20 protein-coding genes are annotated in these 23,158 nt (G+C 46.7%); 10 read left to right on the top strand and 10 right to left on the bottom strand.

All coding sequences use genetic code 11. The features are described 5' to 3' along the window. Positions 1-142 precede the first annotated feature (142 nt). The 3 genes from rsmD (at position 143) to A8L45_RS10630 (ending at position 1,779) form a co-directional block, all read left to right on the top strand. The gene (rsmD, locus tag A8L45_RS10640; protein WP_068902045.1) at positions 143-775 is read left to right on the top strand and encodes a 16S rRNA (guanine(966)-N(2))-methyltransferase RsmD; all 633 of its coding nucleotides are present in this window, start codon (positions 143-145) and stop codon (positions 773-775) included. Beyond that, positions 776-1,042 carry a DUF1145 domain-containing protein gene (locus tag A8L45_RS10635; protein ID WP_068902044.1) on the top strand — a complete coding sequence of 89 codons (267 nt, stop codon included), beginning with the start codon at positions 776-778 and terminating at the stop codon, positions 1,040-1,042. Positions 1,043-1,185: 143 nt separating this feature from the next. After that, a complete protein-coding gene (locus A8L45_RS10630) occupies positions 1,186-1,779 on the top strand; it encodes a YhgN family NAAT transporter (RefSeq protein WP_068902042.1) in 594 nt (197 codons plus the stop codon). Positions 1,780-1,824: 45 nt separating this feature from the next. On the opposite strand, the gene A8L45_RS10625 is transcribed toward A8L45_RS10630, so the two are convergent. The 3 genes from A8L45_RS10625 to A8L45_RS10615 form a co-directional block, all read right to left on the bottom strand. Then, complete coding sequence (locus A8L45_RS10625) at positions 1,825-2,130, bottom strand: putative signal transducing protein (protein WP_068902040.1); 306 nt, start codon at positions 2,128-2,130, stop codon at positions 1,825-1,827. Positions 2,131-2,149: 19 nt separating this feature from the next. Further along, positions 2,150-2,773: a lysoplasmalogenase gene (locus A8L45_RS10620; protein ID WP_068902037.1), complete on the bottom strand. Its 624-nt coding sequence runs from the start codon at positions 2,771-2,773 to the stop codon at positions 2,150-2,152. An 813-nt stretch (positions 2,774-3,586) separates the two neighbouring features. Further along, the gene (locus A8L45_RS10615; RefSeq protein WP_068902174.1) at positions 3,587-3,949 is read right to left on the bottom strand and encodes a DUF4145 domain-containing protein; all 363 of its coding nucleotides are present in this window, start codon (positions 3,947-3,949) and stop codon (positions 3,587-3,589) included. A 185-nt stretch (positions 3,950-4,134) separates the two neighbouring features. On the opposite strand from A8L45_RS10615, the gene A8L45_RS10610 reads away from it, so the two are divergent. Next, complete coding sequence (locus A8L45_RS10610) at positions 4,135-4,470, top strand: DUF2500 domain-containing protein (protein WP_068902035.1); 336 nt, start codon at positions 4,135-4,137, stop codon at positions 4,468-4,470. Here the strand turns inward: A8L45_RS10610 and A8L45_RS10605 are convergent. Beyond that, entirely contained in the window at positions 4,467-5,480 is a 1,014-nt protein-coding gene (locus A8L45_RS10605) for an acyltransferase (RefSeq protein WP_068902033.1), read from the bottom strand. The genes A8L45_RS10610 and A8L45_RS10605 overlap by 4 nt on opposite strands. A gap of 221 nt (positions 5,481-5,701) precedes the next feature. On the opposite strand from A8L45_RS10605, the gene A8L45_RS10600 reads away from it, so the two are divergent. The 3 genes from A8L45_RS10600 (at position 5,702) to A8L45_RS10590 (ending at position 9,405) form a co-directional block, all read left to right on the top strand. Continuing rightward, positions 5,702-7,303, top strand: a complete 1,602-nt coding sequence (locus A8L45_RS10600) for an AbgT family transporter (protein WP_068902031.1) — start codon at positions 5,702-5,704, stop codon at positions 7,301-7,303. A gap of 145 nt (positions 7,304-7,448) precedes the next feature. After that, on the top strand, positions 7,449-8,495 hold the full coding sequence (locus A8L45_RS10595; RefSeq protein ID WP_245680702.1) for an alpha/beta fold hydrolase: 1,047 nt from the start codon (positions 7,449-7,451) through the stop codon (positions 8,493-8,495). Positions 8,496-8,607: 112 nt separating this feature from the next. Beyond that, a complete protein-coding gene (locus tag A8L45_RS10590; protein WP_068902029.1) occupies positions 8,608-9,405 on the top strand; it encodes a Cof-type HAD-IIB family hydrolase in 798 nt (265 codons plus the stop codon). A 115-nt stretch (positions 9,406-9,520) separates the two neighbouring features. On the opposite strand, the gene A8L45_RS10585 is transcribed toward A8L45_RS10590, so the two are convergent. Further along, entirely contained in the window at positions 9,521-9,994 is a 474-nt protein-coding gene (locus tag A8L45_RS10585; protein WP_068902027.1) for an EVE domain-containing protein, read from the bottom strand. A gap of 128 nt (positions 9,995-10,122) precedes the next feature. Here A8L45_RS10585 and A8L45_RS10580 point away from each other — a divergent pair, with 128 nt between their 5' ends. From A8L45_RS10580 to A8L45_RS10570, 3 genes are all read left to right on the top strand, one after another. Continuing rightward, entirely contained in the window at positions 10,123-11,163 is a 1,041-nt protein-coding gene (locus A8L45_RS10580) for a hypothetical protein (protein WP_068902025.1), read from the top strand. A 58-nt stretch (positions 11,164-11,221) separates the two neighbouring features. Beyond that, positions 11,222-11,779 (top strand): tRNA-uridine aminocarboxypropyltransferase, encoded by a 558-nt coding sequence (locus A8L45_RS10575; protein ID WP_139122357.1) that lies wholly within the window; start codon positions 11,222-11,224, stop codon positions 11,777-11,779. Between the two features lie 73 nt (positions 11,780-11,852). Next, positions 11,853-13,289 carry an aldehyde dehydrogenase family protein gene (locus A8L45_RS10570; protein WP_068902021.1) on the top strand — a complete coding sequence of 479 codons (1,437 nt, stop codon included), beginning with the start codon at positions 11,853-11,855 and terminating at the stop codon, positions 13,287-13,289. 31 nt (positions 13,290-13,320) lie between these two features. On the opposite strand, the gene A8L45_RS10565 is transcribed toward A8L45_RS10570, so the two are convergent. From A8L45_RS10565 to A8L45_RS24580, 5 genes are all read right to left on the bottom strand, one after another. Beyond that, entirely contained in the window at positions 13,321-14,820 is a 1,500-nt protein-coding gene (locus A8L45_RS10565; RefSeq protein WP_083228293.1) for a GGDEF domain-containing protein, read from the bottom strand. 21 nt (positions 14,821-14,841) lie between these two features. After that, positions 14,842-15,372, bottom strand: a complete 531-nt coding sequence (locus A8L45_RS10560) for a hypothetical protein (RefSeq protein WP_068902019.1) — start codon at positions 15,370-15,372, stop codon at positions 14,842-14,844. Between the two features lie 229 nt (positions 15,373-15,601). After that, a complete protein-coding gene (locus A8L45_RS10555; RefSeq protein ID WP_068902017.1) occupies positions 15,602-16,423 on the bottom strand; it encodes an arylamine N-acetyltransferase family protein in 822 nt (273 codons plus the stop codon). 490 nt (positions 16,424-16,913) lie between these two features. After that, complete coding sequence (locus tag A8L45_RS10550; protein WP_068902014.1) at positions 16,914-22,286, bottom strand: NACHT domain-containing protein; 5,373 nt, start codon at positions 22,284-22,286, stop codon at positions 16,914-16,916. 424 nt (positions 22,287-22,710) lie between these two features. Then, a partial coding sequence (locus tag A8L45_RS24580; RefSeq protein ID WP_175401970.1) for a hypothetical protein occupies positions 22,711-23,158 on the bottom strand: 448 nt, incomplete at its 5' end.

Below are 23,158 nucleotides of genomic sequence, written 5' to 3'. Positions count from 1 at the left end.
TACTCAGTGTTTACCCGCCGTTACATTTACCGGATAGTAATCTCAGCCGGGCCATGCAAAATGCAGGCTCTGAGGTATGGAAAAACACCATGAGGATACCTGAACGGCATATACTATCACCTTCTTTGCGGTCGAAAAATCTATGACGAGACGTAGTTCAAAAAACATTAACCCCAATCGCCCGGCAACACACAAAGGGCGGGGACGCCAAAACACTGGCACGCCCGGTTTTGTCAGGATCATTGGCGGACGTTGGCGTGGACGTAAATTGCCTGTCACCAATGTTGAAGGGCTTCGACCAACCACTGACAGAGTAAAGGAAACGGTGTTTAACTGGCTGATGTCTGATATTTATCAGGCTCGCTGTATGGATGTTTTTGCGGGTAGTGGCAGCCTTGGGCTTGAAGCCTTGTCCCGACAGGCGGGTTTTGTCACTCTGGTTGAAAAAGATCCTGTTGCAGCCCGGCAGCTCACTCAGAACCTGCAAACATTGGCTGCAAAAGACGTAAACGTCGTAAATCAGGACGCTCTTGCTGTTTTGAAGCAACAGGGGGAACCGCAAGATATTGTTTTTGTCGATCCACCGTTTCGTAAGGATTTACTGCAAGAGGTATTCTCAAGCCTTGAGCAAAACGGTTGGCTGACAGTCGGTAGCCTTATTTATGTCGAATGTGAAAAAGAGCTGGCTGAATTGCCCACTCCGACTTCATGGTCAATGTTCAAAGAAAAAACAGCGGGTCAGGTGACATTCAGGCTGTATGTAAAAGAGGGATAAATGAAAGCGTTAATTCTGGTGGCAAAAGCGTCCATCTCCTTTGTTTGGTTGGTATTGTTCGCCAACATCTTCTACCCCTTCCCGGGCAATGCTGCAATCACACTTTATATCCTTACCGGATTTCTATTTATGATGCACGGTATTCAGATGTTGATATTTATTGGCGCGTTTGGCGACAAGATAGCGGCCACTCGCTGGGAAAAGTGGTCGATTCTTATCTTTGGCATTTTTGCCATGCTGGATATCCGCCGAAAATACATGAGCTGAGAATCAGTTACTGATATACCCAAGCAGCAGAAAAGCCTGCTTTTCAGCTATGTCATTTTTTATGGCAATTTCAAATTGTATCCCTCTGCAAAATCACGTTGAATGGAGGTTTTGTTTGCACACCGCCTAGAGGGATACAACACATGGATATGGTTTCAGCTGCAGTAATGCTGTTTCTTATCATGGATCCGATGGGGAACCTCCCCATCTTCTCGTCCATCCTCCGCCATATAGAAAAGAAACGACGCCGAAAAGTATTGATTCGGGAGCTACTTATCGCTCTTGTCGTCATGTTGCTGTTTCTCTATGCCGGACAAGGGATCCTAAATTTCCTGTCACTGCAACGCGAGGCCATCTCCATTTCTGGCTCCATCATCCTTTTTCTGATCTCGCTAAAAATGATTTTTCCCTCACAGGATAAGACAACCAGCCTTGCAGCAGGTGAAGAGCCGTTGATCGTTCCACTGGCGATACCCATGCTGGCAGGCCCTTCAGTGCTCGCCACTTTGATTCTGATTGCTCATCAGTCACCAGACATGATGATCGACTGGACATTGGCACTTTTGATGGCCTGGGGGGCTTCTTCTTTCATCCTTATGTTTGGTGAGTTGTTCGAGAAGCTGGTTGGTGACAGAGGGCTGGCGGCGATTGAACGTTTGATGGGGATGTTACTTCTGATGATTTCAGTTCAAATGTTCCTCAATGGTCTCGTAAGTTACTTTGATCATATTAGATAACTCGCGACTTGGTCCTTCCACTGAAGGTGAGCATTCGCTCACCTTCTATCGCTCGGTTGAACATTGCCAACATAACTCAAAGCTGCCCGCGTTCTCCTCGCCGCATTGCTTGCATATCCAGCTACTGAGATGCTGATTCTCATAATCTGCCAATGCTTCTCTTGCTCTGACTTCATTATTGGCCTGCACCCATAGTGTCACGGCAACAACATCGGCTGGCAGCTCGCCAGCAGCTGAAGACAGTGATTCTCCTTTCAAGGTAGCCTTGATACCTATCGCCTCTAACATCCCTTTGAGGCTATGTGCCTCAAGCGAGTTCGCTGCTTTGTATATTTCAAGCCACTTGTTCATCACATTCTCCCTTTCCTTGTCATCCCAAAGCAGAGGCGGTGATCAAAGCCTGTGACAAAAAGTAACTTCCCATGATCAGCATAGTGGCTGACTTGAAAGGCCCTTTAAATTTATCAACAGCAAGCACAGCGTCTGAAAACATAAATAGCAGCGCTCCGCAAAAAGCAAAACCGGAGAGTTGTCCTGGATGAGCTAACCAAACCTGACCTGCTGCCCACGTCATCTGGGATATCATCAAAATATAAATGGCGACAGGAAGGACAAACCTGCCAAGGTTAGGAAGGAGAAGTAAAAATAAGATCACACCGAAAGCTGCCAACATGAAAGGCAACCATAAAACAACATTGCCATCATTCGCTTGCCAGAAAGCACCGCTATAGCAAAGATGAGCAAGAAAAAAACTCGACAGACCGCTGACAAAGCGCTCCTTGGGTAACATCAGTAATACGTCACCAGCGAGTGAAAAAACGAGGCCCACAATGATGAAGTCGCGATATGTGCCGGGTTCACCCGCGACTAGGGCAATCGCAATGAGGCACAGAATTGTCAGTGGCTTGAAAAGGTAGTATTGCCATCTCGGTCCTCTGTATGCGGCGTTGATGTGCATCAGGCCGGAACAGCAAACAGCTAACCAACTTAACATCCATTTCTCCCTAAACATGATAGCCAGCATGGCTCTGACAGCCAGAACCCAAATACCTTTAACCACACATCATACAATAGTGTTAACGACAACTGGATACCCTGTCATCAATTCTGTTGATGGGCAGACACAGTTGGATATAACGCCACCAGCACAGTCAACACGTCATAACTGATAGCAAGAGCGGATAAAAAATGCAGAAAACGTTTTGAAAACTATTAACAAATAAAATATAAGTCTTTCAATATCAATTAATTAAAATGATAGATGTTAAAGTTAAACGACCTTATTAATGAATCATTCATTGCTGATAAAAAGTGGCATCGTCCTTCTTTCTACAAAAAAGTAGTCAGTTGAAAACGCATTCACCTGACCAAATACTAGACATGACGTGTTTATAAAACCAGACAAAACAACTAATTAGTTAATTTAGAAACAAAATATCAACCTACACTAACCAATAAAAAATATATTTAATCTTATAAAAATAATAATAAATAAAATCAACAATTTAAAATAAAAAAACTAATGATTAACTTTTACAAAAACACAGAAAAACACCCATAAAATCGGTAAAAAAAACTATTTAATATATTATTTTGGATGTTTAGAAAAAATATTACATTGAACATTGATTTATTGTAGGTTATCATTAGAGGATAATTGGTTAAGAGGAGTTGGCGACAATGAGTGCAGGACAAAAACAAGGTCTAATGATAATCGCGGTTGTCGTCAGCCTGATGACACTGCCAATCCTTTACTAAGGAAATAAACAGTCAGTGTAAAAGTAAAAAAGCACCATAAGGTGCTTTTTTAATGCTCGATAAATAGTCCCCAGTACAAGACGTAAAAAGCCATTGCCATCGCAGTGAATAAAAAGATCAAGCCAAACGTCAGCCACCAGATACGCTTCCCAGCGCGAGGAACCAGTTTTGTTTCCAGTTGACGACAGGTTTTCTCATATCCCTTTATATCATCAATCTCATAACCATCTTGATGAACCGCTTTATTTCTGACTGTCGCAACGAATCTCAGCTGACCAATTGCATCATGAGGTAAACGTTGCTCACAGCTGGTGACCAGTTGATGAAGCCCCTTTCCCTCTGCGTGGTAATGCTCCCTCAACAGGCGCTCTAATCGTCGGCTGTAACGAACAACACGTCCAATTTTATCCATTACCATCCCCCTGTCGCCTTGTACTATTCAACATTTGGTCCTCAACTTATCCCACTTTGTGATGACTTCAACTTGGGATAAGTGGGATAGATCACGAAAAATCCTTATCGCTTTTTCTCGTCAGGTCATAGGTGCCGTACACTGGTGTGTGAAACTAAAATACCAAACATTAAAAAGAGTCTGCTATGCCTGTTATTTTGATCATTATTATCACGGCGCTGATTGCAGTATCAGCAACCTACTTTTTCATGACCTATAAAAAACATACTCTGGGAGAAGGTGCAACCTCGCAGACCATCGATATCCGTATTCTTGATAAGCAGACCGTCACCCGTTCCAACGCAGCAGCGCACGAGGAACAGGATGAATACTGGATTTATGTTGAACCAATGGAAGGCGGTCCAAAACGTGAGTTTCAGATTGGTGTGCACTACTACCATGCTATTTCACCGGGTGATTGCGGTACCCTGACCTACAAAGGCAACCAGTTTATGCACTTTGCCAAACTGCAGCGCTTTTAAGGAACCAGCCAGGAAACTGAGCGATAACGGGCCATCAAACGTGACAAATAAAAAGAAAGTAGAAAGACCAGGGCACTGATAGCAGGAATTGCCAGCCAGCTTTGAGCTGGTGTGGCATCTATCCAATGTAAGGGCACCAGAAGTAAAGGGTGGATGAGATAAATACCCAAACTATGTCTGCTAATGTTCCTGATGGTTAAACAGTGGTATTCGTCAATCCACGCATACAGCTGAAAAGCAACACTGAACATCATGGCTGCGATGAATACGGTATTGAGTGTTTGGTAAGAGAGCCAGAGTTGTGGCAGATAAAGACCCGCATCAAAGCTTGCTGCCACCACCATGTAACTCGTGATAGCCATAGACACAAGGCCCAAAGGCAAAGACCAAGCCCGGACAGCGGGATACCGAATAAGGCTATATCCAAGAACAAGATACCCGCTGTAATAAGCCAGATTGGTAAACAACCCCAACTCAAAACCGAAAAGTCTGAGCAGGCACAGTGCCCCCCAACACAGATTGACAGCCAACAGCGCGGTGCCGTCAGCCGCCTGAACCCATGGCCGAAGAAACGGTATTACGACATACAGCGGAATAAAGTAGTAAAAGAAATCAAGATGGTAATAGGTTGCCGACTTCGGCAGAGACAGCACAGTCTGCCAAAATACCCCGATATCGAAACGCCAGCCACTGAAAGCGGAAAAAAGCGCATAAACGAGTGACCAACTCAGGAAAGGCACCACGACTTTCATCACACGCTTACGGCAATATAATAATGGGTCAAATGGCGTCTGATCAGATAGCAGTAACGCACCAGTGATCATGATAAAAGCAGGGACACCCCACCTATTCAGGCAGTTTAGAACGACTGCAGCCAGCCAGTCATTGTCAGATATCTCACCCAATAACTCTCGATACGGCCAGAGAACATGAACCAAAACCACTGAAAATGCGGCCATTACTCTTAATAAGTCCAGTGCACCTAAACGCACTTCCTTGTTTACTTCCATTCCTGCCCTTTTTTGGTGAATTTACTCGCAAAGCAATAAAGTCAAACATCCGCATCGAGAAAAAGAAAAAAACACCAGTTTAATAACCAAAATCGTTCATTTATTCAAAAAAAATAACATAACAAAACAATTTACTTTGCATTTCATTTAATTTGCAGACTAACATCCCCGCCCTCTTACTTGAAAACTATCGAATAACGCGAAATACGAAGGAGACCTTCATGCAAACTTCGGTACCACACCATTCATCCGCACCACCGGGCAAAAAGACACCTTTCACCCGCTTTCTCGATACTGTCGAGTGGCTGGGCAACCTGTTACCTCACCCTGTGACACTTTTTGCCATCCTGTGTGTCGCCATTTTTGTTGCATCAGGTATCGCCGGGTATTTTGGTCTTTCTGTTATGGATCCAAGACCTGAGGGCGCACCGGGCCGTGCTGTCGATGGCATCATTGCTGTCAAAAGCCTGATGAACGCCGAAGGTTTACAATTGATTGTGACCTCAATGGTGAAGAATTTCACTGGCTTTGCACCACTAGGTACTGTGCTGGTTGCCATGATGGGTGTCGCGGTTGCTGAATACTCCGGTCTACTGTCTACCGTCATGCGTTCATTAGTGATGAGTGCCTCACCGCGCTTGGTCACCATGACCATTGTCTTCGCGTCTATTGTATCGAACACGGCGTCAGAGCTTGGCTATGTCGTTCTGATCCCACTGGCTGCAATGATTTTCCACTCACTGGGCAGACACCCATTGGCAGGTCTTGCCGCAGCGTTTGCAGGTGTGTCGGGCGGTTACTCGGCCAACCTTCTACTGGGTACCGTTGACCCACTGTTGTCAGGTATTACTCAGTCAGCCGCACAAATGATTGACCCAAGCTATCAGGTAGGCCCTGAAGCTAACTGGTTCTTCATGGCGGCCTCCACCTTTGTTGTCACTATCCTTGGTACACTGGTCACCGAAAAAATCGTTGAGCCTAAGTTGGGTAAATATGACAGCAGTATGGCCTCTGACGACTTTGAGCCTGAAAAAGCGCAAGCGGTAACAGACCTTGAGCGCCGGGGAATGAGAAATGCTGGCTTGGCGGCACTGGCTGTATCTGCTTTGCTGGCGCTGACTATCGTTCCTGAGTGGGGCGTGCTTCGTCACCCAGTGACAGGTGAAGTGGCTGGCTCTCCCTTCCTGAAGGGTATCGTCGCCATGATTCTGGTCTTCTTTGCTGTGCCGGGTTTCGTGTATGGCCGTACTGTCGGTACCATGAAAACTGACCGCGATGTGATTGATGCGATGGCAAAGTCGATCAGCACACTGGGCATGTACATCGTGCTGGTTTTCTTCGCAGCGCAGTTTGTTGCTCTGTTCAAATGGACCAACTTTGGTCAGGTGATCGCTGTCGGTGGTGCAGATGCACTGCAAGCCATTGGCTTAACTGGCCCCGCGCTGTTCTTTGGCTTTATCCTTATCTGCGGCATCATCAACCTGACGTTGGGCTCAGCCTCTGCGCAATGGGCAGTCACCGCACCGATTTTTGTCCCTATGTTGATGCTGGTTGGCTACGCACCTGAAACCATTCAGGCCGCCTACCGTATCGGCGACTCAGTCACCAACCTGATCACCCCAATGATGAGTTACTTTGGTCTGATCCTGGCTGTCGCCACCAAGTATAAAAAAGATTTGGGTATCGGCACCTTGATTGCCACCATGTTGCCATACAGTCTGGTGTTCCTGGTGGGATGGAGTCTGTTCTTCTTCATTTGGGTATTTGGTCTGGGACTGCCTGTAGGGCCGGGTTCAGCAACCTATTACCCTATGACACCTTAATTGCCATCACTCACTTCACCACACGCAGCCATTTCCTGGCTGCGTGTTCTGTTTTTACACCTTATTCCTCGCTTTATTCTGTCATTTAATCACCGGACACCCTAAAATTGCCGGCAATTTTTCAGCAAGTATATCTGTGCATGATATGCTTTTTGTTAGGGTCAATATCGGGATCACCATGACAACGCCTTCACTTCCTCGCTTTACCTCAGAAGCGGACTTCCTGAACACCATGGCATCCTCCATCGATACCTTTTGGCATCGCAGGGATCACGGTTTTTTTATCGGTAAAGACGGGCTGCGGATTCACTGGTGTGCCATGACGAAACCCGCTCATGAAAAAGCGATCATCGTACTTAATGGACGAATTGAGAGTACCGCCAAGTACCGCGAATTACTCTTTGACCTATACCAACAAGGCTATGATGTTTACAGCCTAGACCACAGGGGCCAGGGCCACAGTGATCGCTTATTGTTGACTCCTGACGCAGGCCATGTCGTTCAGTTCGACGATTACATTGATGATGTAGATACCTTTATCAACCTTATCGTCTCGGCCAAAGTACATCAAAGCCGCTTTATTCTGGGCCACTCCATGGGCGGTGCCATTGCTACCCTCTATGCAGCCCGGAGACCAAAGCAGATTGATGCCATCGCACTCAGTGCCCCAATGTTTGGTATCCAGATCCCAGCTCCTATGTGCTGGATAGCTCACCCCGCAGCGTGGTTACACAGTAAGTTTCATCATCCAGCAACCTTTGCTATTGGTCAGGTGCCCTATACCAACAAATCGTTCACTGATAATCTTCTGACCCATTCTGAAGTGCGTTATCACTGGTTCCGCGAACTGTACGATATGGATGAAAGCCTTCAGGTGGGCGGCCCCACGTCGCGATGGGTCTGGCAATCACTGGATGCATGCCGACGCTGCCAGCCCGCGGCAGAAGAAGTCACCCAGCCCCTGCTTATATTGCAGGCCATGTCTGATGCTATTGTCTCTCATGAGGCTATCACTCGCTTCGTGACCCGACGCCGCAATGCCGGATTTCAGGTTGAGTTACTCCCAATGGCAGGTTCGCGTCATGAAATCTTGTTTGAGGTCGATCCGATTAGACAGCATGCGCTGTCTGCGATATTAGATTTTTTTGAGGCCAACAGCAGGTCTGTTGACAAAAAGAGGGAAATTTCCTGACGTCAATTTTACCCTTTTCATTTAGATACAATGTCATAAACTGGCAACCCAGACATTGCACTGCAGGCTACGCATTGTGAAGGGCCTGTGGCTAAGCAGATAAGAGGTATGCATGTATAAAATCGTCGCATCAGATCTTGATGGCACCCTGTTGACCCCAGACCATCAAATTGCCCCCTTCACCCGGGATACCCTTCAGCGTCTGCATCAGCAAGGGGAACACTTTGTGTTTGCTACCGGACGCCACCACGTTGATGTCGCCGGGATCCGTGAAAAAGTCGGTATTCCGGCATATATGATCACCTCCAACGGTGCGCGGGTTCACGATGCTGACGATAATCTGGTCTTCAGCCGTAACGTTGAACCTGATCTGGTCGCTGAGATCATCAAAATGGTCAAGGATGATGAGACGCTGGCTTGCCACATGTATCGAGATGAGGACTGGCTGCTTAGCAAGGTTGATGAAGAACTCGAGAAATTCCATACTGAGTCGGGGTTCAGCTTTGATTATTTCGATCTCAACCAGCCACCAGTCGACAATATCGCCAAGCTCTTTTTTATCCGCCACGACCATGAGTATCTGGCCCGCTATGAGACGATGCTCAACGACACCTTTGGCGATCGAATCAGCGTCGCGTTTTCTACTCCGTTCTGCCTTGAAGTCATGGGCGCTGGCGTTTCCAAGGGGATGGCGCTGGAAGCTGTAGCAAAAATGAAAGGGTTTGCGCTGTCAGACTGTATTGCCTTCGGAGACGGAATGAACGATGTGGAAATGCTCAGCGCCGCTGCTAAAGGGCTGGTGATGGCTACCGCCCAAGACAGGGTAAAAGCCACACTGCCAAACAATGAGGTAATTGGCAGCAACGCCGAGGAAGCCGTTGCTCACTACCTCGAAAAACACATGCTCTGATACAAACCTTCTCGCAGGCAATGCATTGCTTGCCCCCCCTGAGTCGGAATAGTCAGCGAAGAGACAAAGAAGCAGCCCAGCAGAGGCTGCTTCTATTATTTATGCCAAAGACAAATCAATAGCCTCTGATCGGCTCCCGACCAGCCATAGCGAGAATCGTATCCCACTCGTTCTCACTCACAGGCATAATACTCAGACGACTGCCCCGCTTGACCAAAGGCATACCAGAAAGCTCAGGTCGGGCTTTTATTTTTGCCAGAGGCACCAAAGGTAAGTGCTCCCGATAAGCAACATCCACCATGATCCATCGTGGATTATCCGGGTCACTTTTCGGATCAAAGTAATGACTTTCAGGGTTAAACTGGAAATAGTCTGGATAAGCTTCTTTCACAACTTCACCTATACCAGCCACCCCTACCTGCTTACACGAGGAGTGATAAATCATTACCAAATCCCCGTTTTTCATCTCATCACGCATCATGTTGCGTGCCTGATAATTTCGTACACCTTCCCAGCAAGAGACGCCTTGTGTCTTGAGAGTGTCGATTGAGAACGTATCTGGTTCAGTTTTCATTAGCCAATACGCCATGATTTCCTCATTTTCGTGTAGACTGCTATACCCAGATAACATGAAGATGCTTCTGTAGGTTACCTGAGTATCTGTTTTTTCTGTTGTAACTCGGATCAGGCCGAAAAAGAAGGGGATTTTCTTTGAGTATGCATAAACCACTCTCATTTTTTTGCGTTATGTTCGCGTCGGCCCTATCCGCAGGATGCAGCAGCACTGACCTAAACCCGTTCTCCTCTGATCCGGTTGAACTTGGCTCCACGACCGCCAATCTGCCACCAAGCAACCCATTAAACGTGGCACCATATGTGTTGCGAGGGCAAGTCAGACAGTTGGGCGACAACATCGTATTGATTCCTTGTGCCAGTAAGACCCCGGTTAAACTCGCAATACCCGATGCGCTTCGACAACGTGTTATCGACTTTCCTACTGATGAAAAATATACAGAGTTGTCAGGGTTCATGACTCATGGAGAGGCCAGCCCCGCTGTACCGTCTCGCTTCGCTTTCGCTGTTTCCGGCTTGAATCTCATCACTGGCACTGCCTCAGAGTGTAAAAATACTAACCCGCGTCTTGTTGCCGGGGGACATCAGCCATACTGGTATTCGCGCGTCTCAGACGGAACAGTGGTACTGCGTCATGCTGACTCTTTTGATCGCAAAGAAAAAATAGAGATTTCTGCCCTCGCAGATGACAAGCAGTTTTTCAAAACACAGGACTTCAGCCTGTCAGTTGATGCTGGCATCTGTCAGGATGGGATCAGTGACAAGGTATTTGGCTGGACGGCTACGCTGATCCTGGATGGCGAAGAATATCAAGGCTGTGCAACGCAACCAAACAGCGAACCTGACTCTGAATGGGTAGGACGGTATAAAGCGGTCATCGAAGAAAGCGGTGATACGCTCACAACAGAGATGACGCTGCTACCAGACCACAGTGTTGTCACTCGCTATGTAAGAAAATATCAACCGGAAACCTCCGAGAAAGGCATCTGGCAGGTCACAGCCAATGGTAAGGTCGAGGTTATCGTCCCCTATAGCGACGACACGCCTTTCGACAGTAAACGCACGTTTCGCCGCGGCAACGACAAACTGGTTGCTGACAAAGAAGAACTCAACGGTCAGGTGCTCTCTCTGGGTAGTGGCGGCCTGAATATGGTGCGGGTAACGACGAGCCCGATGACCCTATGAGTAACACAATAGAAAAACCGGAGCCGTGCACGGGCTGCGGCTTTCACTACAACTGTTTATGCGACGTCTCCCAAAGTTAGACAGCCATATGTGTATTGATTTATTGATGCACGAGACGGAGTCAGACAAGCGAACCAATACCGGAAAACTTCTGTTGGCGTCTTTCCCCTATTGTCGGCAACACGTCTGGCAACGTACCTCGCCACCTGATGAACTTGTCGCCCGTATTGCCGATCCGGACATTGATAGTTGGCTGTTGTTTCCCGGAGATCACTCAATACCTGCCAGCCAATGCCAACAAGCCCATAAGGCAGAGGTTCCTCAGCATTTTATTATTATTGATGCGACCTGGCAGCAAGCGCGCAAGATGCTGCGAAAAAGCCCTTGGCTCAGTGCTGTGAATACCCTTCATATCCAGCCGGACAGTCCATCTCGCTATGCACTCCGTCGCAACCAAAAAGATGGTCACCTATGCACCTGTGAGGTTGGGATTAGCCTGCTTGAGGAGATGGGCGACAACCAAAATGCTAGGGTTCTCTCCCAGTATTTTCTGAAATTTATTGAAACTTTTGAAGCAGATAGACAACACAAGTCTCTCTCTTCGATACAAGTGTGATGCCTAGCTATTGCTGACTGAAAAATAAGGCCATATTGTATAAGGGCGTGCTTTTTCAACAGGGGGTCCCACGATGACAGTTGTCTCTTTGGCCACACGCATTCCAGTGGCACAGCAATTGAAAGTGCTGGAACACAATTTTTCCGTACTGCAAAGTGCATTTAATAATGACCCGAACCGCTCGTTAGCACTCAGACTGGGCGACCTCAAACGTCTCCATAAAGCGATTCTTTCGTACCGGCAACATCTCGTCAGCGCCCTTTCGCAGGATTACGGTTATCGCTCCAGCTATGAAACGATGCTGGCTGATATTTTACCCAGTATCAGAGCGATAAAACATGCAAGACGCCATCTGAAGCACTGGATGAAGCCAGATAAAGAGCCGACACAATTTCCCGTGTTTGGTCGGGTGGAAGTGCATCATCAACCGCTTGGCGTGATTGGTATTATGGTGCCTTGGAACTTCCCGATATCACTGAGTCTTGTGCCTTTGGTGACTGCACTGGCAGCAGGTAACCGGGTCATGATTAAAGCCAGTGAGCAAACCCCGCGAACCAATGAGGTGCTAAAAAACCTTCTGAGTGAGGCTTTCCCTGATGACCAGGTCTTTCTGGTGGAGGGCGACTTGTCTATGGCCAGTGCATTTTGCGAACTGCCATTTTCTCATTTGCAGTTCACAGGCACGGGCGAAGTCGGCAAACAAGTGCTTCGCGCAGCATCCCTCTCACTCACGCCCGTATCACTGGAATTCGGTGGGAAATCACCTGTCGTCATCACCCCGGATATGCCACCGCAAAAAGCCACAGAAACACTGCTGTTCGGTAAGAGCCTTAATAGTGGTCAGGTTTGTGTTGCGCCTGATATTTGCTACGTCCACGAATCCGCACTTGAGGGCCTGATAGATGCGCTGGCATGGGGGTGGAAAAACGCCTACCCACAGGGCATTTCCAGCCGCGACTGGACCTCCATCAACAGTGACGAGAACTATCAACGTCTTATCACACAGATAAGTGATGCGAAAGCAAAAGGGGCGAGAGTTATCCCGCTTGGCGATCCTCCGTTGAACGACAGACAAAAACGCATGACGCTTCACTTAGTGATCAACCCACCATCAACAGCAATGCTGATGCAGGAGGAAGTGTTTGGCCCTATCTTACCTGTCTATACCTATGAAGCCGTCGAGACGGTTTTTGAAAAACTGTCGGCACAAACACTCAGAGTCTTGTATCTGATGAGTAACAACGAGCCAATGATCCGCTCTATGTTAGCCTCCACCCAGTCAAAAGCAGTTGTTGTGAATAATACGCTGGTTCAATCCGCTATAAGTGACGCCCTTTTTGGCGGCAGAGGAGCATCTGGGATCGCAAGTTATCATGGTAAGCAGGGTTTCATGACCCTGAGCTGTCAACGCACCGTTTTCCGGCAAGGCAGGTTTAACCCCGGAAAACTGATGCAGCCTCCGTTCAGAAGGTGGTGGCAGCGATTAATTCTCAGTTGGCTCTTGCGTTAACCGTATGACATGTTTCATATGAAACATAGCGTTAGTCTTTATCCTGCTCGCAAGGTGGCTGACAATGAGGGACGTCAAATACGGTGTTTGATGGGGTATTGGTCTCACTAAACTGACACAGTCTAAGCCGGTTTCGACCGGCTATTTTGGCTTCATACAATAACGCATCCGCCTGCTCAAAGGCCTGCTCATAACTCAGTTCAATGTCCGGATGAGCAAAAATAGCACCGACAGACATGGTCACTGTGCCCATATCCCGGGCATGGGGTAAATTTTTACTCTCAACCTGCTTGCGCAGATTTTCTGCCAACCGATAAAGTTCGTCGCTGTGCTGGCAGGCCGAAAGCACCACAAATTCCTCACCACCAATGCGGAAGGCTCTGTCTTTGTCACTGATCACTGTAGTGATCGCTTGGGCAACAACCCGAAGCACATCATCCCCCCGGCGATGACCAAAGCTGTCGTTATAGCGTTTAAAGTTGTCGATATCACAGACAACAAGGCCGATACCGTTTCCCAAATACCTTTCCCGATCAAAAAGAGCCTGTGCATCGTTTTCGTAACTTCTGCGTCCTCCCAGACCGGTCAGTACATCAGTGTCAGATCGCCGTCGTAATTCGGTAAGTTGCACCCTCGCCTTATCGGCCAACATTTTGAGCATTCTGGCCAGAGCACCAATCTCATCCTGACGTTTCAACTCTGGCATAGCGGAGAAATCCATTTTCTCCAAATCATGACTCATGTAGCTGGCAAGACGGCGGATAGGGGCGACAACCCTCACCGTCACAGCCCAGATAATTAACAGTGACGCGCTCAAAGCCAACAGAGCCTCAATCACAATGTCACGGGCAATTTCGTTTCGAAGTAAGTACAAACCGCTGATATCAAATACCGCCCAGAGACTGCCGCCGTTCTCATTGGTCAATGCAATCTTGATATGTAATGTTTCAGTCTCAGGTTGAAGGAGATACTTTTGCGGTGGTAAATCAGGCTCTGACCAAGGTAACGGGTTGCATTGACTCAACCGCAGGCTACTCTCCAGTACCCTGAGGTCTTCACTGGCCTTATTAAACAAATACTGGAGCTTTACTCTTTTTCGGTCTTTGGCCTCAACCAGCGAACGACTAAGGCCATCTCTGACTTCCCGGGCAGTTACCAAGTCATCCTCGGTAACATCTGTTCGCCACATGGTACGTATTTCACGCCAATAACGAACGCCAACAGGTAAATCGCTGTAATCCGACATGCCGCGAATATCGAGGAAGACAAGGTCCTTAATGCCTCTGAAATATTTCTGTCTTGCAGGCATGGTGAGCTGGGAATAGTTTCGTCCGGCAACGGCCAGAGAAATATCGTGAACGGTGGGTGTCAGGGTATGGCGGGCAATATCGACAACACTCGCAACCCGTGTGTTCCATTCACTGTTGTAACGGGCAGCACTCATTCCAATGATAATGATCATGACTAACAGCAAATGAGAAACAAACATCATTTGGTTAATCGATAAACCACGTGTGGAGAGCTCTTTCATTTCTGGTTGACCTAACACCTCTTAGGGAGACGCATAGGTTTCAAGCACCAAATTTGTACAGGTACCATTTCGGCATATCTCCTGATACGTCGTGTGGCATTTATCACAAAAATCAGGGTCGAGTGTCGGATGAATGCCACTGATATCCTCCCCTTTTCGGTTGTACGAGCCGTACACAGGCATACCCGCCAAATGCTCCGTCACCCATATAAACCCCGGGATCTCCGAAACAGCAACGGCAGTCGGCCCATCACTATAAGGGCCATGTTTTTTATACGCTTCCAGTTTTTCCGGGTTAACCCGTATCGTTAACGGCGAACCCTGTCCGTCGTTGATCCAAGAGTAAGCCTCAACCGCTTCCTGAGTGAAGAGAGAGGCATCAGGCGGCAGGACGGTGTCTGCGGGTAACGTCTGCGACTCTTTAACGACTGGCCACGATTCCCAACCTTCGGGATAACTGGCAATTGATTCAGCATGAGAGCTCTGGTTTAAAAAGGGAGGCAACAGCAGAAAACAGAGAGGAGAAAACCAACTGCAGCGGCCTAACATCATGCTGGATCAACCTTAATAACATTTTTATCAAAAATAGAGTGATATCAAATATTCTTTTTTCTACAAATGAAAGGGACCAGCGGATAAATTTGGCAACACATCACTATTTAACGCAAATCAAAACGCAAAAAAGCCAATAGTCACTGCGATGACAGGGGGACCGTTAGCCCTGAGTAATCGGTTTATGGAGAGGTATCAACGACGTCTCACAGGCTTGATTGGGCAAGGTTCATGGCTTTGCTTTATCACGTTGTGAACCCTCATCAAACCAGCTATTTACAGAGAATTCATCGGGTAGCACCACACCAAAGTGACTATCGAGAAGTACCTTGTATTCCTTTGCCGACTTAACGACTAAATCCGACTTTTCGCCCTGTGCCGTTGTGATGAGTCTACGTCCAGATAGTGTGATCCGCCCTTCCATCGTTGCGATAGAGCATGTGGTCTTTTGCGTGAATGACGACTGCGGTGAGGTCTGATGATAGATTGCGGTTTTTGCGAAATCTTCCAGTTTTCGTGGCGTCAGCGTGAACTGGTACTGAGGCTGCCACAAGCTGTCGTTGCCTTGTCTGAGCAGGTACAGATAGTCATTTTGCTCTTCAACCTTATAACTGATGTCGCCTTCCTTACTTATGGAGCCATCAAGTGGCACTGGCATTAAAAAGGAGTCTCCAAACCCGACGTCGGCAAGAAAGTCTTGCCCATTGATCCCGACCCGCAACATCAGATGATCAAATTCTTGCCCGTAACCTTTCGGGCCATAAACGCGCGCTGATAGCAGTTCAACTTTAAAACCGAGAGAAAGCAGTAATAAATAGAAACCACCATTCAGCTCATAACAAAACCCACCTCGCTGCTCATGAAGCAGCTTATAAAGGATCGCGGTCACTGAGAGCTCAATTGTTCGGCCAAACGTAATGTCGAGATTTTCAAAAGGCAGGTGACGCAGGTGAGCAAGGTGAAGTTGTGTAAGTAACGCTTTTGGGTCATCGGAGAGATTTTGGAGCCCCAAGCGGTTCAGATATTGTGCTTTTTGTTTATCCGTTAACATCGTTGACTTCCCGGTGGATAGTATTAACAGACAATACTAAAACCTCAACATAAGTTGAGGTCAAACTGAGCGACGCATCCCCTCACATTTGTATTCATACGGCAAAACACTGAGAGCCTATTTTTATGATGGGTATCGTATTCAGCAACAGATTGTATCAGCGAGCCTACAATACAGTCACCAGATCGGTACGCTCGCTGAATCTTTACCATTAGGTCGTTTGAGTCTGTCGACGCGCCGTTGCTACATGTTTATAGAAGCTAACGAACATCCTTATCGTCTATGGACCAACTTTGGAATTAATGGACAAACTTTATTGTTCCAAAACACCTAGTGTGTAGCGACAATAAAGCTTGCCCGCAAGGTCTATTTTAGACAATAAAGTTTGCCCATAAGAGCTTATGAATACGAGACGCCTTTCTGATTACCACTGCTCACTACTTTGCTTTTCATTCACTACATAAACAGTTATCACATCAAAGCCGATAAATTAATTCGTTAAACGAACAGAACGAAAAGCCTCTCCAAGCTGCAATGCTGCACTTCTTCGATCGCCCATATCAACCAAAATATCTAGGATATGGAGAAATTTTCGGGCTAATGATAGCTCCATTGGTGCCTCTCGGTGGGCTAGGTGCTGAACCATTCCTGCAATTCGCGCTGGAATAAAGGTTCCATGCCATCCGATGAGGCTCGTTGGATCTCCACTGAGGGTCTCGACTATCTGATCTGCGAAGGCTTCGGCCGGGTAACACTCTTTTGACCTCTCACAGAGCGTTAAGAAGGGACTAATTATTGGAGCAGCCCAACCTCCCACTTTTATGAAGCGATCAACAATTGGCATAATACGCTCGATTTCAGACCAGTCTCCATTTACGTATCGAGCGGCTCCGCTTGCGTGTTCAACAGAGATAAACATAAAAATATCAATGAGTTTAGGCTTGTGAAGGCCAAAGAATTCACCACTCCTGTAGTCACCGCGTTTGAAACTTTTATCTTGGAGAAATCGTTCCAGACAAAGTTCTATAACATCAACTGCGTCCTCAGGAACGAGGTTTACATCATACAGATACCGACAGATGTAAGTTTCAGCGAACGGCGCTAAAAACTCCCAACACTCCTCATCCTCCAGCTGCAAAATAGGTTCAAGAAAACAAGACCGAAGTTCACTAAGACTAATAAAACCAGCCACTGCTCCGAGTACTGAGCACAAGCTACGTGTGAATTCATAGTTATCATTATCTAAACGATGCTGTTCACCTCGTTTTACCCAAGGTGGAGACTTTTTCTGAACAGTCCATTGGAGAAGTCCCGACAGAAAGTTGAGTAGCAATGTTCTGCCGGGGCTGTTCAATAGAACGTCAAAAGGAATACGATTGAGAGCGTCTGCAGCAAATTCTGAATACCAGAAAACATCAGGTTCAATCCATTCTTCTGACTTGTCCAACATATCAACGGAGTCATAATCAACATACCTTTGATATCGTCTGGCACATTTTTCTGCTTCAACTTTTACCCAAGCTGGAGGAGGCAATGGTAGATCGCCCCATTCACCGTCAAGGCTTTGAAGCGCCAGAGTGACTTGCTCTCTCGCTTCACTTGGTGAATAAAATGCCTCCCTATAACTACGATTTTCAGCATGTGGCCTAGGTGGAATATGACAAAGAGAGAACACCAGTTTGAGCGCAGCCCATGTCAGACTTGGCTTTGTCGTGTAAAGCTTGCAAGCTTCTTCGAGCGCAACTAGCGAAACGGCTGGATCTGGGTATGCGATTAAGCCAAGTAATCTACCTTCTGCACTACGACAGGCTGTATCATTGAGGAGGTCAGCAGCAATCCCTCGTGCTACGTAAATGATCGGATGCAAGGGAGCTTTGGAGCGATGTGGCCACATCTTGGGCACTTCTGGTAATTCAATTGCTCGCATTAAGACTGCTCTGGCCCACTCAAAGTCTTCCGAAGAGGCACCATCTCGAATGCAAAGTCGAAGAGCAGCTATTGCAGAAACCGCAGCTCGGTGCTTATCTGCGGCTAGCCAGTCCTCATCTTGCCCTTTCAAGCACTCAAACAAATCTTGAGTTTCAGCTTCCTTAGCACGGGTGACGGCTTCCTCTACAGTAAACTGATCACCTATTTCACCTTCATCGAAATACTTGCATGCCCATGCCCATAAATTCAACAGTATCAGAAATTTGGTCGCCTTTTCTCTACGGTGGACATTTTGCGGTTCAGCAGCAGAAGGACTGATATGAGCTATTACAATCTTATCTGTATCCTCTCTAGTAGAGCACGTTTGATAGTTTTTCCGATCTGCTAGCTCCATATATTCTGCAGCTTGTTTTGATAGATATTCATGAGCTTCCGGTAAGTCCCTATCTTCTTCGTATTGAAAGGGCAACTGATTTTGAAAACCAAGAATAGCGAGGCGCGCATTTTCACTAATTTGTCCTTCAGCAAAAATAAAATGCGGCACTAGCCTACTCAACTCACTTCGACGAACAGATCTACCATTGGCTTCCTGAATAGCTTCAACATCAGGCTTGTCATTTGGGTTCGTGAAACCAATCAAATCTGATGATGGCGGTAAATCTTGCTTCATTCGATTACGGTCTGCTGCCAACAAACGCTGTGAAGTAATGAGCGGTAACGTTGTTTCGGATACTGTCTCAGTATAATTCGCAAGCATTGAAGCGATGCCTAAAATTGCGATACTCTCGTTCCCCTCAACAATTTGCTTGATCATTCCATCAACGGGTCGACCATGTTCAAGTTGAGCGAAACACCACTTCTCAAGCGCCATGTATCCGCAACCGATAACCTTTGGTGCGCACATTGAGCGAAACCAAAGGTATTCTTTGTCAGTCCCCCAGAACTTCTGGTTCCCCCAAGGAAATGTTAGTTCAAGTGGTATTGGTGTATCACCAGGACCCCGCGAGTAACGGTGTAACTGTCTCCACGATTCCATCGCATGATTACAAAGTTTCTTTAATAGTTGCAGTGCCTCATTGGGTGATGATTGAAATAATGAATTAAATGGCTCTCGAAGAGGTGAAGGAGGACCGAATGTTCGGTAATCATCTTGAATGGAGAGGAGCTCCCAATCGTGATAACTGAATTGTCTAATATCACTTAAAATATAACTGTGCGAAAGAAAAGCCTCCTCAGAACGTGTGCGCTCTTCCTTAGGTTTCGCAAGAACAGCCTTTCGCCTCTCAGACCTATCCTCTCGCTCTTGCTGTTCACGTGCAACACGATCGTCCGGAAGCTCTTCACATAAATACGTTAGCGAAAGCTCAACGACTAAATGAGGTAACGATTGTGCAAGGACGGGCGAACAGGAAATGATATCCCTGAACTCACTTTCTCGGATGCATTTTGAATCAATCAGCCGCCGAATGTAGTCTTCTGCAAAGTTTGGCTCGGCGTTCGAAGCTTTCAGTAATAGTTGGCTCAGAGACTTTCTAAAATCACCAAGATTAGGCACCTCTTTCCAGAATTCAGAGTTAGCATCAGGTCCATCCGCAGCATTGATTTCTTCTATAGCAATAAGCCAGATTGAACATTGTCGTAGAAGAGCACGAGATATGGTGTTTGAGGTTCTTGATAATGCATTTTGCCAAACTTCAAAAACAGCTACGATCTCTGGATAAAGCCTTTGTGGAATTGTAGAAATATTACGAAGGATAAAACCGATAAATCGATGCCACTCGGCATAGTCGGAAGGCCAACCGAGTAAGTCCGCAAAGCGTTGTCGCTCCTCCAAAGGAAGCTCGCGGGCAAGTATTAGCATATTGGGCGCAGTCTTCTCCGCCTGAAACCAAACAAGAGCCTTCTGGAGTAGCCGGAAGTCGTTAGCAAAAACAACTGCAGTAAACTGTTCCTCTTCAGCTTCGAATCTAGCAGTTCCGAAAGGCCCGAGTAGCCATGCTCGCAACCATTGCGACCGAAGGTTGGGATCTTCTGCCTGAGCTAAATAATTGTGCCATTCATCTCTCTGTATGTATTCCCACTGGGAAAAAAGCTGAACGGTGCGAGCTACTACTGGCGGTTCTCCACAGGCCCGAATCTCATCTACCCACTGAGATCCACTATCAACTAGCACTTGCAAAAAGGCCCATTCAAAAAAAATGTCATGAGCAAACTGAACAGAAATTCCCTCGCGTACGCTTTGGAGAATTCCGTCCGATTTAAGGTTCTCAATATGTGCCACGGAAGTTAGTACGCGAAGTCTAATAGGCTGATTAAGCGTTCGAGTACGGGCTGTTGCCAAGTTGAGGAGTGTCTGCTGACGTTCAATGACATTTTGACCTATTTCGTTGTATCCACCCCGTCGCCACCAATGCTCGACCAAGTCTATTTCTGATTGCGGAGCAAACGCTGGAGCGCTTGGTTCGGCTACGTACCCTTGGCTCAATACTTTTGCAAAAAAGGGGCGCCTAACAATTTTTCTCACCTGAGGATCTCCAAAAAGAAGTGACCTCATATGGGGGTTGGCACTTGCTAGCTCTTCAGCCTCTTTATCGTTCAGCTGTTCAAGTCCAAGTGTCTCGACTTTCAGAGTATTGAGAAACTCGCCCAACCAATTACGCAACAATTCAATACCAGTATCCCGAAGAGAGACAACAATTCGCCAGTCATCAAGCCATGGGGAAGCGACGATTACTCGAAAAAGGTCAAGTATGATGCCCTGATGTTGTTTATCGACACGGTCAATCGCATCGACAAAGAGAATTGACGTGCCTGTGGCACCTATTTCAACTAGAAGTGACTCAAGATTGACTACTTTGAGCCCTTGAGAGGTCGCGTAACTGTTCCAGCTTGTACCTTCAAGCTGTTCCGCTTTTAGAAATAGGACTGGGCCATCAGTCAACGCTCGTTGCACTGCTCGCTTGACCATTACTGATTTACCGCTACCCGGTAAACCGCAGATCTGAACAACGCGAGATGAGGAGAGCTTATTGCTTAGCGTCTCAAGAATTTCTGGCCTTTCAAGTCTCTCACCTCCAATGTCATCTTGAATGTAACTTGAGTAGCTTCTCGCCAGTTCAGACAACCGCTCAAGATCTTGGTGAAAAGAAGGGGCTCCTCTTAGGCGAACAATAGGTGAGATCAAACGCACAAGTCGAGCTCGGTTAACTTCCCCCGCTTTGCCTGCAGATTCTCGCGCCACTTGAACTAGTTTTGACCAAACGAGAGGAGCTTTTTCAGCATCATCAGGCACAATACTATCTTTAATGTGATTGATGGCGATCGGACGGTCAGCCGCCCCCTCACTAAGAAAGTCGAACTTGATAAGTACAAAATGTGCAAGAAACTGATGCACTTCTTCGTTGGTGCAACCACTTCCTTTAGCTTGTTCAAGAAGAGTAGCGATGTCAGACCTAACTTCAGTGATATCTTTGCTGGCATTCCTCTTGAAGCGAGCCTCAAAGTGATCGGTAGTAACACTCTCTCTGGCCCAATCACATAGAGTCTTTAGGGACCGTTCCTTTTTTGGGCTAATCGTACCAGTAGCTGCACCATAGCGATCTACATTGATACGGAAATCAGGTTTTCTGAGAGTGAACCAACTATCGCGAATGATGTCGCAAAAATCCTTATTTGTTTTCGCTTTACTAATAATAAGTGACCGTTTCACTTGAAGACTAAGCCGAGCGATATTTTTTTCAGCGTCTTCAAAATCAACAATAATGTCATCGAGCGGTTCACCGAAATCGCGTTGTTGAGCCGAAATTTGTGTTACGATCCGCCCTTCGATGCCAGGGGCATATGCCTCAGCGAGTAATGCAGACAAATAAAATGCAGCTACATTACCCTCATAAGTGAAGCCATCACCGCCCGCAAGTTCTGGAGATTGAGCCATATTGTCCTTTTCTTGTTTATTGTTTTAAGTAAACGCTGTTCGCTTGCTTCACTACTAAAATCGCCGACAACTACGATTCAAATAAGCGAATCTCAATCCAAAAAATACTGGTTTAGCCGCAAAACCAACTACATGACGGGACAAGCACATACTTCGTGGAGAACAAAACTGAAAAATGTGAGTGATAGGTATTCTCAAGACAAATATGCAACTACGAATCTTTCGAATACTCAAACACGAGCACAAACTGGGAGAGTTATTTTTCATAATGAAAAATATACCTTAAAACACTAATGTAATGTGACATTTGTCAATTTAAGCAAAAACACTCACGAACTTTGGAGATACTTAGAAGTGTGGCAGTCAACGTATCGCAGAACTTATCAAAACCTAGCGCGCAATAGTCTAAGGATTCGATGACTTTTCATATGGGCAGAACTTGTTTTCTAGCCAGAGTAGATCCACTTCGGCCAGAAGCTCTTACTATGTATTGCTCATTCGCACCAGACGCGATGGCAGAAGCCGCAATAACATCTCTGATAGCATGCAGCGTCAACCCTTCCTTCGGTATCCATTTTATCTGCTTAAATGGCTCTCTAACCATCCGATTTAAATCTCCAGCGTCAAGGATAGCTTGACCAGACTTGGACATTAAAATTGGATCAGTTAAACGAAGGGTGCCCATAGCTCTTTTATTTACATATCTCAGGATTTCTTCGTCAAAATGTCTCGGTAATACTGTGATTCTGGGGGTACTGTTGAACCTCTGCTGCTTCAGTCGTAACCCTAACAATCCAGATATAGGCTCTCGCTCAATACTTTCAAATGTCAAACCGCCATCATCACGCGATATTAATTCAGTGTGCGTGACC

The organism is Veronia pacifica, assembly GCF_001707825.1.
Taxonomy (GTDB): domain Bacteria; phylum Pseudomonadota; class Gammaproteobacteria; order Enterobacterales; family Vibrionaceae; genus Veronia; species Veronia pacifica.
Note: the sequence above shows the minus strand (reverse complement) of the source record. Positions and strands in the feature narration are given on the sequence as shown.

Coding starts and splice junctions, on each gene's coding strand:
- rsmD (WP_068902045.1), top strand. CDS start 143: ATGACGAGACGTAGTTCAAAAAACATTAACCCCAATCGCCCGGCAACA.
- A8L45_RS10635 (WP_068902044.1), top strand. CDS start 776: ATGAAAGCGTTAATTCTGGTGGCAAAAGCGTCCATCTCCTTTGTTTGG.
- A8L45_RS10630 (WP_068902042.1), top strand. CDS start 1,186: ATGGATATGGTTTCAGCTGCAGTAATGCTGTTTCTTATCATGGATCCG.
- A8L45_RS10625 (WP_068902040.1), bottom strand. CDS start 2,130: ATGAACAAGTGGCTTGAAATATACAAAGCAGCGAACTCGCTTGAGGCA.
- A8L45_RS10620 (WP_068902037.1), bottom strand. CDS start 2,773: ATGTTAAGTTGGTTAGCTGTTTGCTGTTCCGGCCTGATGCACATCAAC.
- A8L45_RS10615 (WP_068902174.1), bottom strand. CDS start 3,949: ATGGATAAAATTGGACGTGTTGTTCGTTACAGCCGACGATTAGAGCGC.
- A8L45_RS10610 (WP_068902035.1), top strand. CDS start 4,135: ATGCCTGTTATTTTGATCATTATTATCACGGCGCTGATTGCAGTATCA.
- A8L45_RS10605 (WP_068902033.1), bottom strand. CDS start 5,480: ATGGAAGTAAACAAGGAAGTGCGTTTAGGTGCACTGGACTTATTAAGA.
- A8L45_RS10600 (WP_068902031.1), top strand. CDS start 5,702: ATGCAAACTTCGGTACCACACCATTCATCCGCACCACCGGGCAAAAAG.
- A8L45_RS10595 (WP_245680702.1), top strand. CDS start 7,449: ATGCTTTTTGTTAGGGTCAATATCGGGATCACCATGACAACGCCTTCA.
- A8L45_RS10590 (WP_068902029.1), top strand. CDS start 8,608: ATGTATAAAATCGTCGCATCAGATCTTGATGGCACCCTGTTGACCCCA.
- A8L45_RS10585 (WP_068902027.1), bottom strand. CDS start 9,994: ATGGCGTATTGGCTAATGAAAACTGAACCAGATACGTTCTCAATCGAC.
- A8L45_RS10580 (WP_068902025.1), top strand. CDS start 10,123: ATGCATAAACCACTCTCATTTTTTTGCGTTATGTTCGCGTCGGCCCTA.
- A8L45_RS10575 (WP_139122357.1), top strand. CDS start 11,222: ATGCGACGTCTCCCAAAGTTAGACAGCCATATGTGTATTGATTTATTG.
- A8L45_RS10570 (WP_068902021.1), top strand. CDS start 11,853: ATGACAGTTGTCTCTTTGGCCACACGCATTCCAGTGGCACAGCAATTG.
- A8L45_RS10565 (WP_083228293.1), bottom strand. CDS start 14,820: ATGAAAGAGCTCTCCACACGTGGTTTATCGATTAACCAAATGATGTTT.
- A8L45_RS10560 (WP_068902019.1), bottom strand. CDS start 15,372: ATGATGTTAGGCCGCTGCAGTTGGTTTTCTCCTCTCTGTTTTCTGCTG.
- A8L45_RS10555 (WP_068902017.1), bottom strand. CDS start 16,423: ATGTTAACGGATAAACAAAAAGCACAATATCTGAACCGCTTGGGGCTC.
- A8L45_RS10550 (WP_068902014.1), bottom strand. CDS start 22,286: ATGGCTCAATCTCCAGAACTTGCGGGCGGTGATGGCTTCACTTATGAG.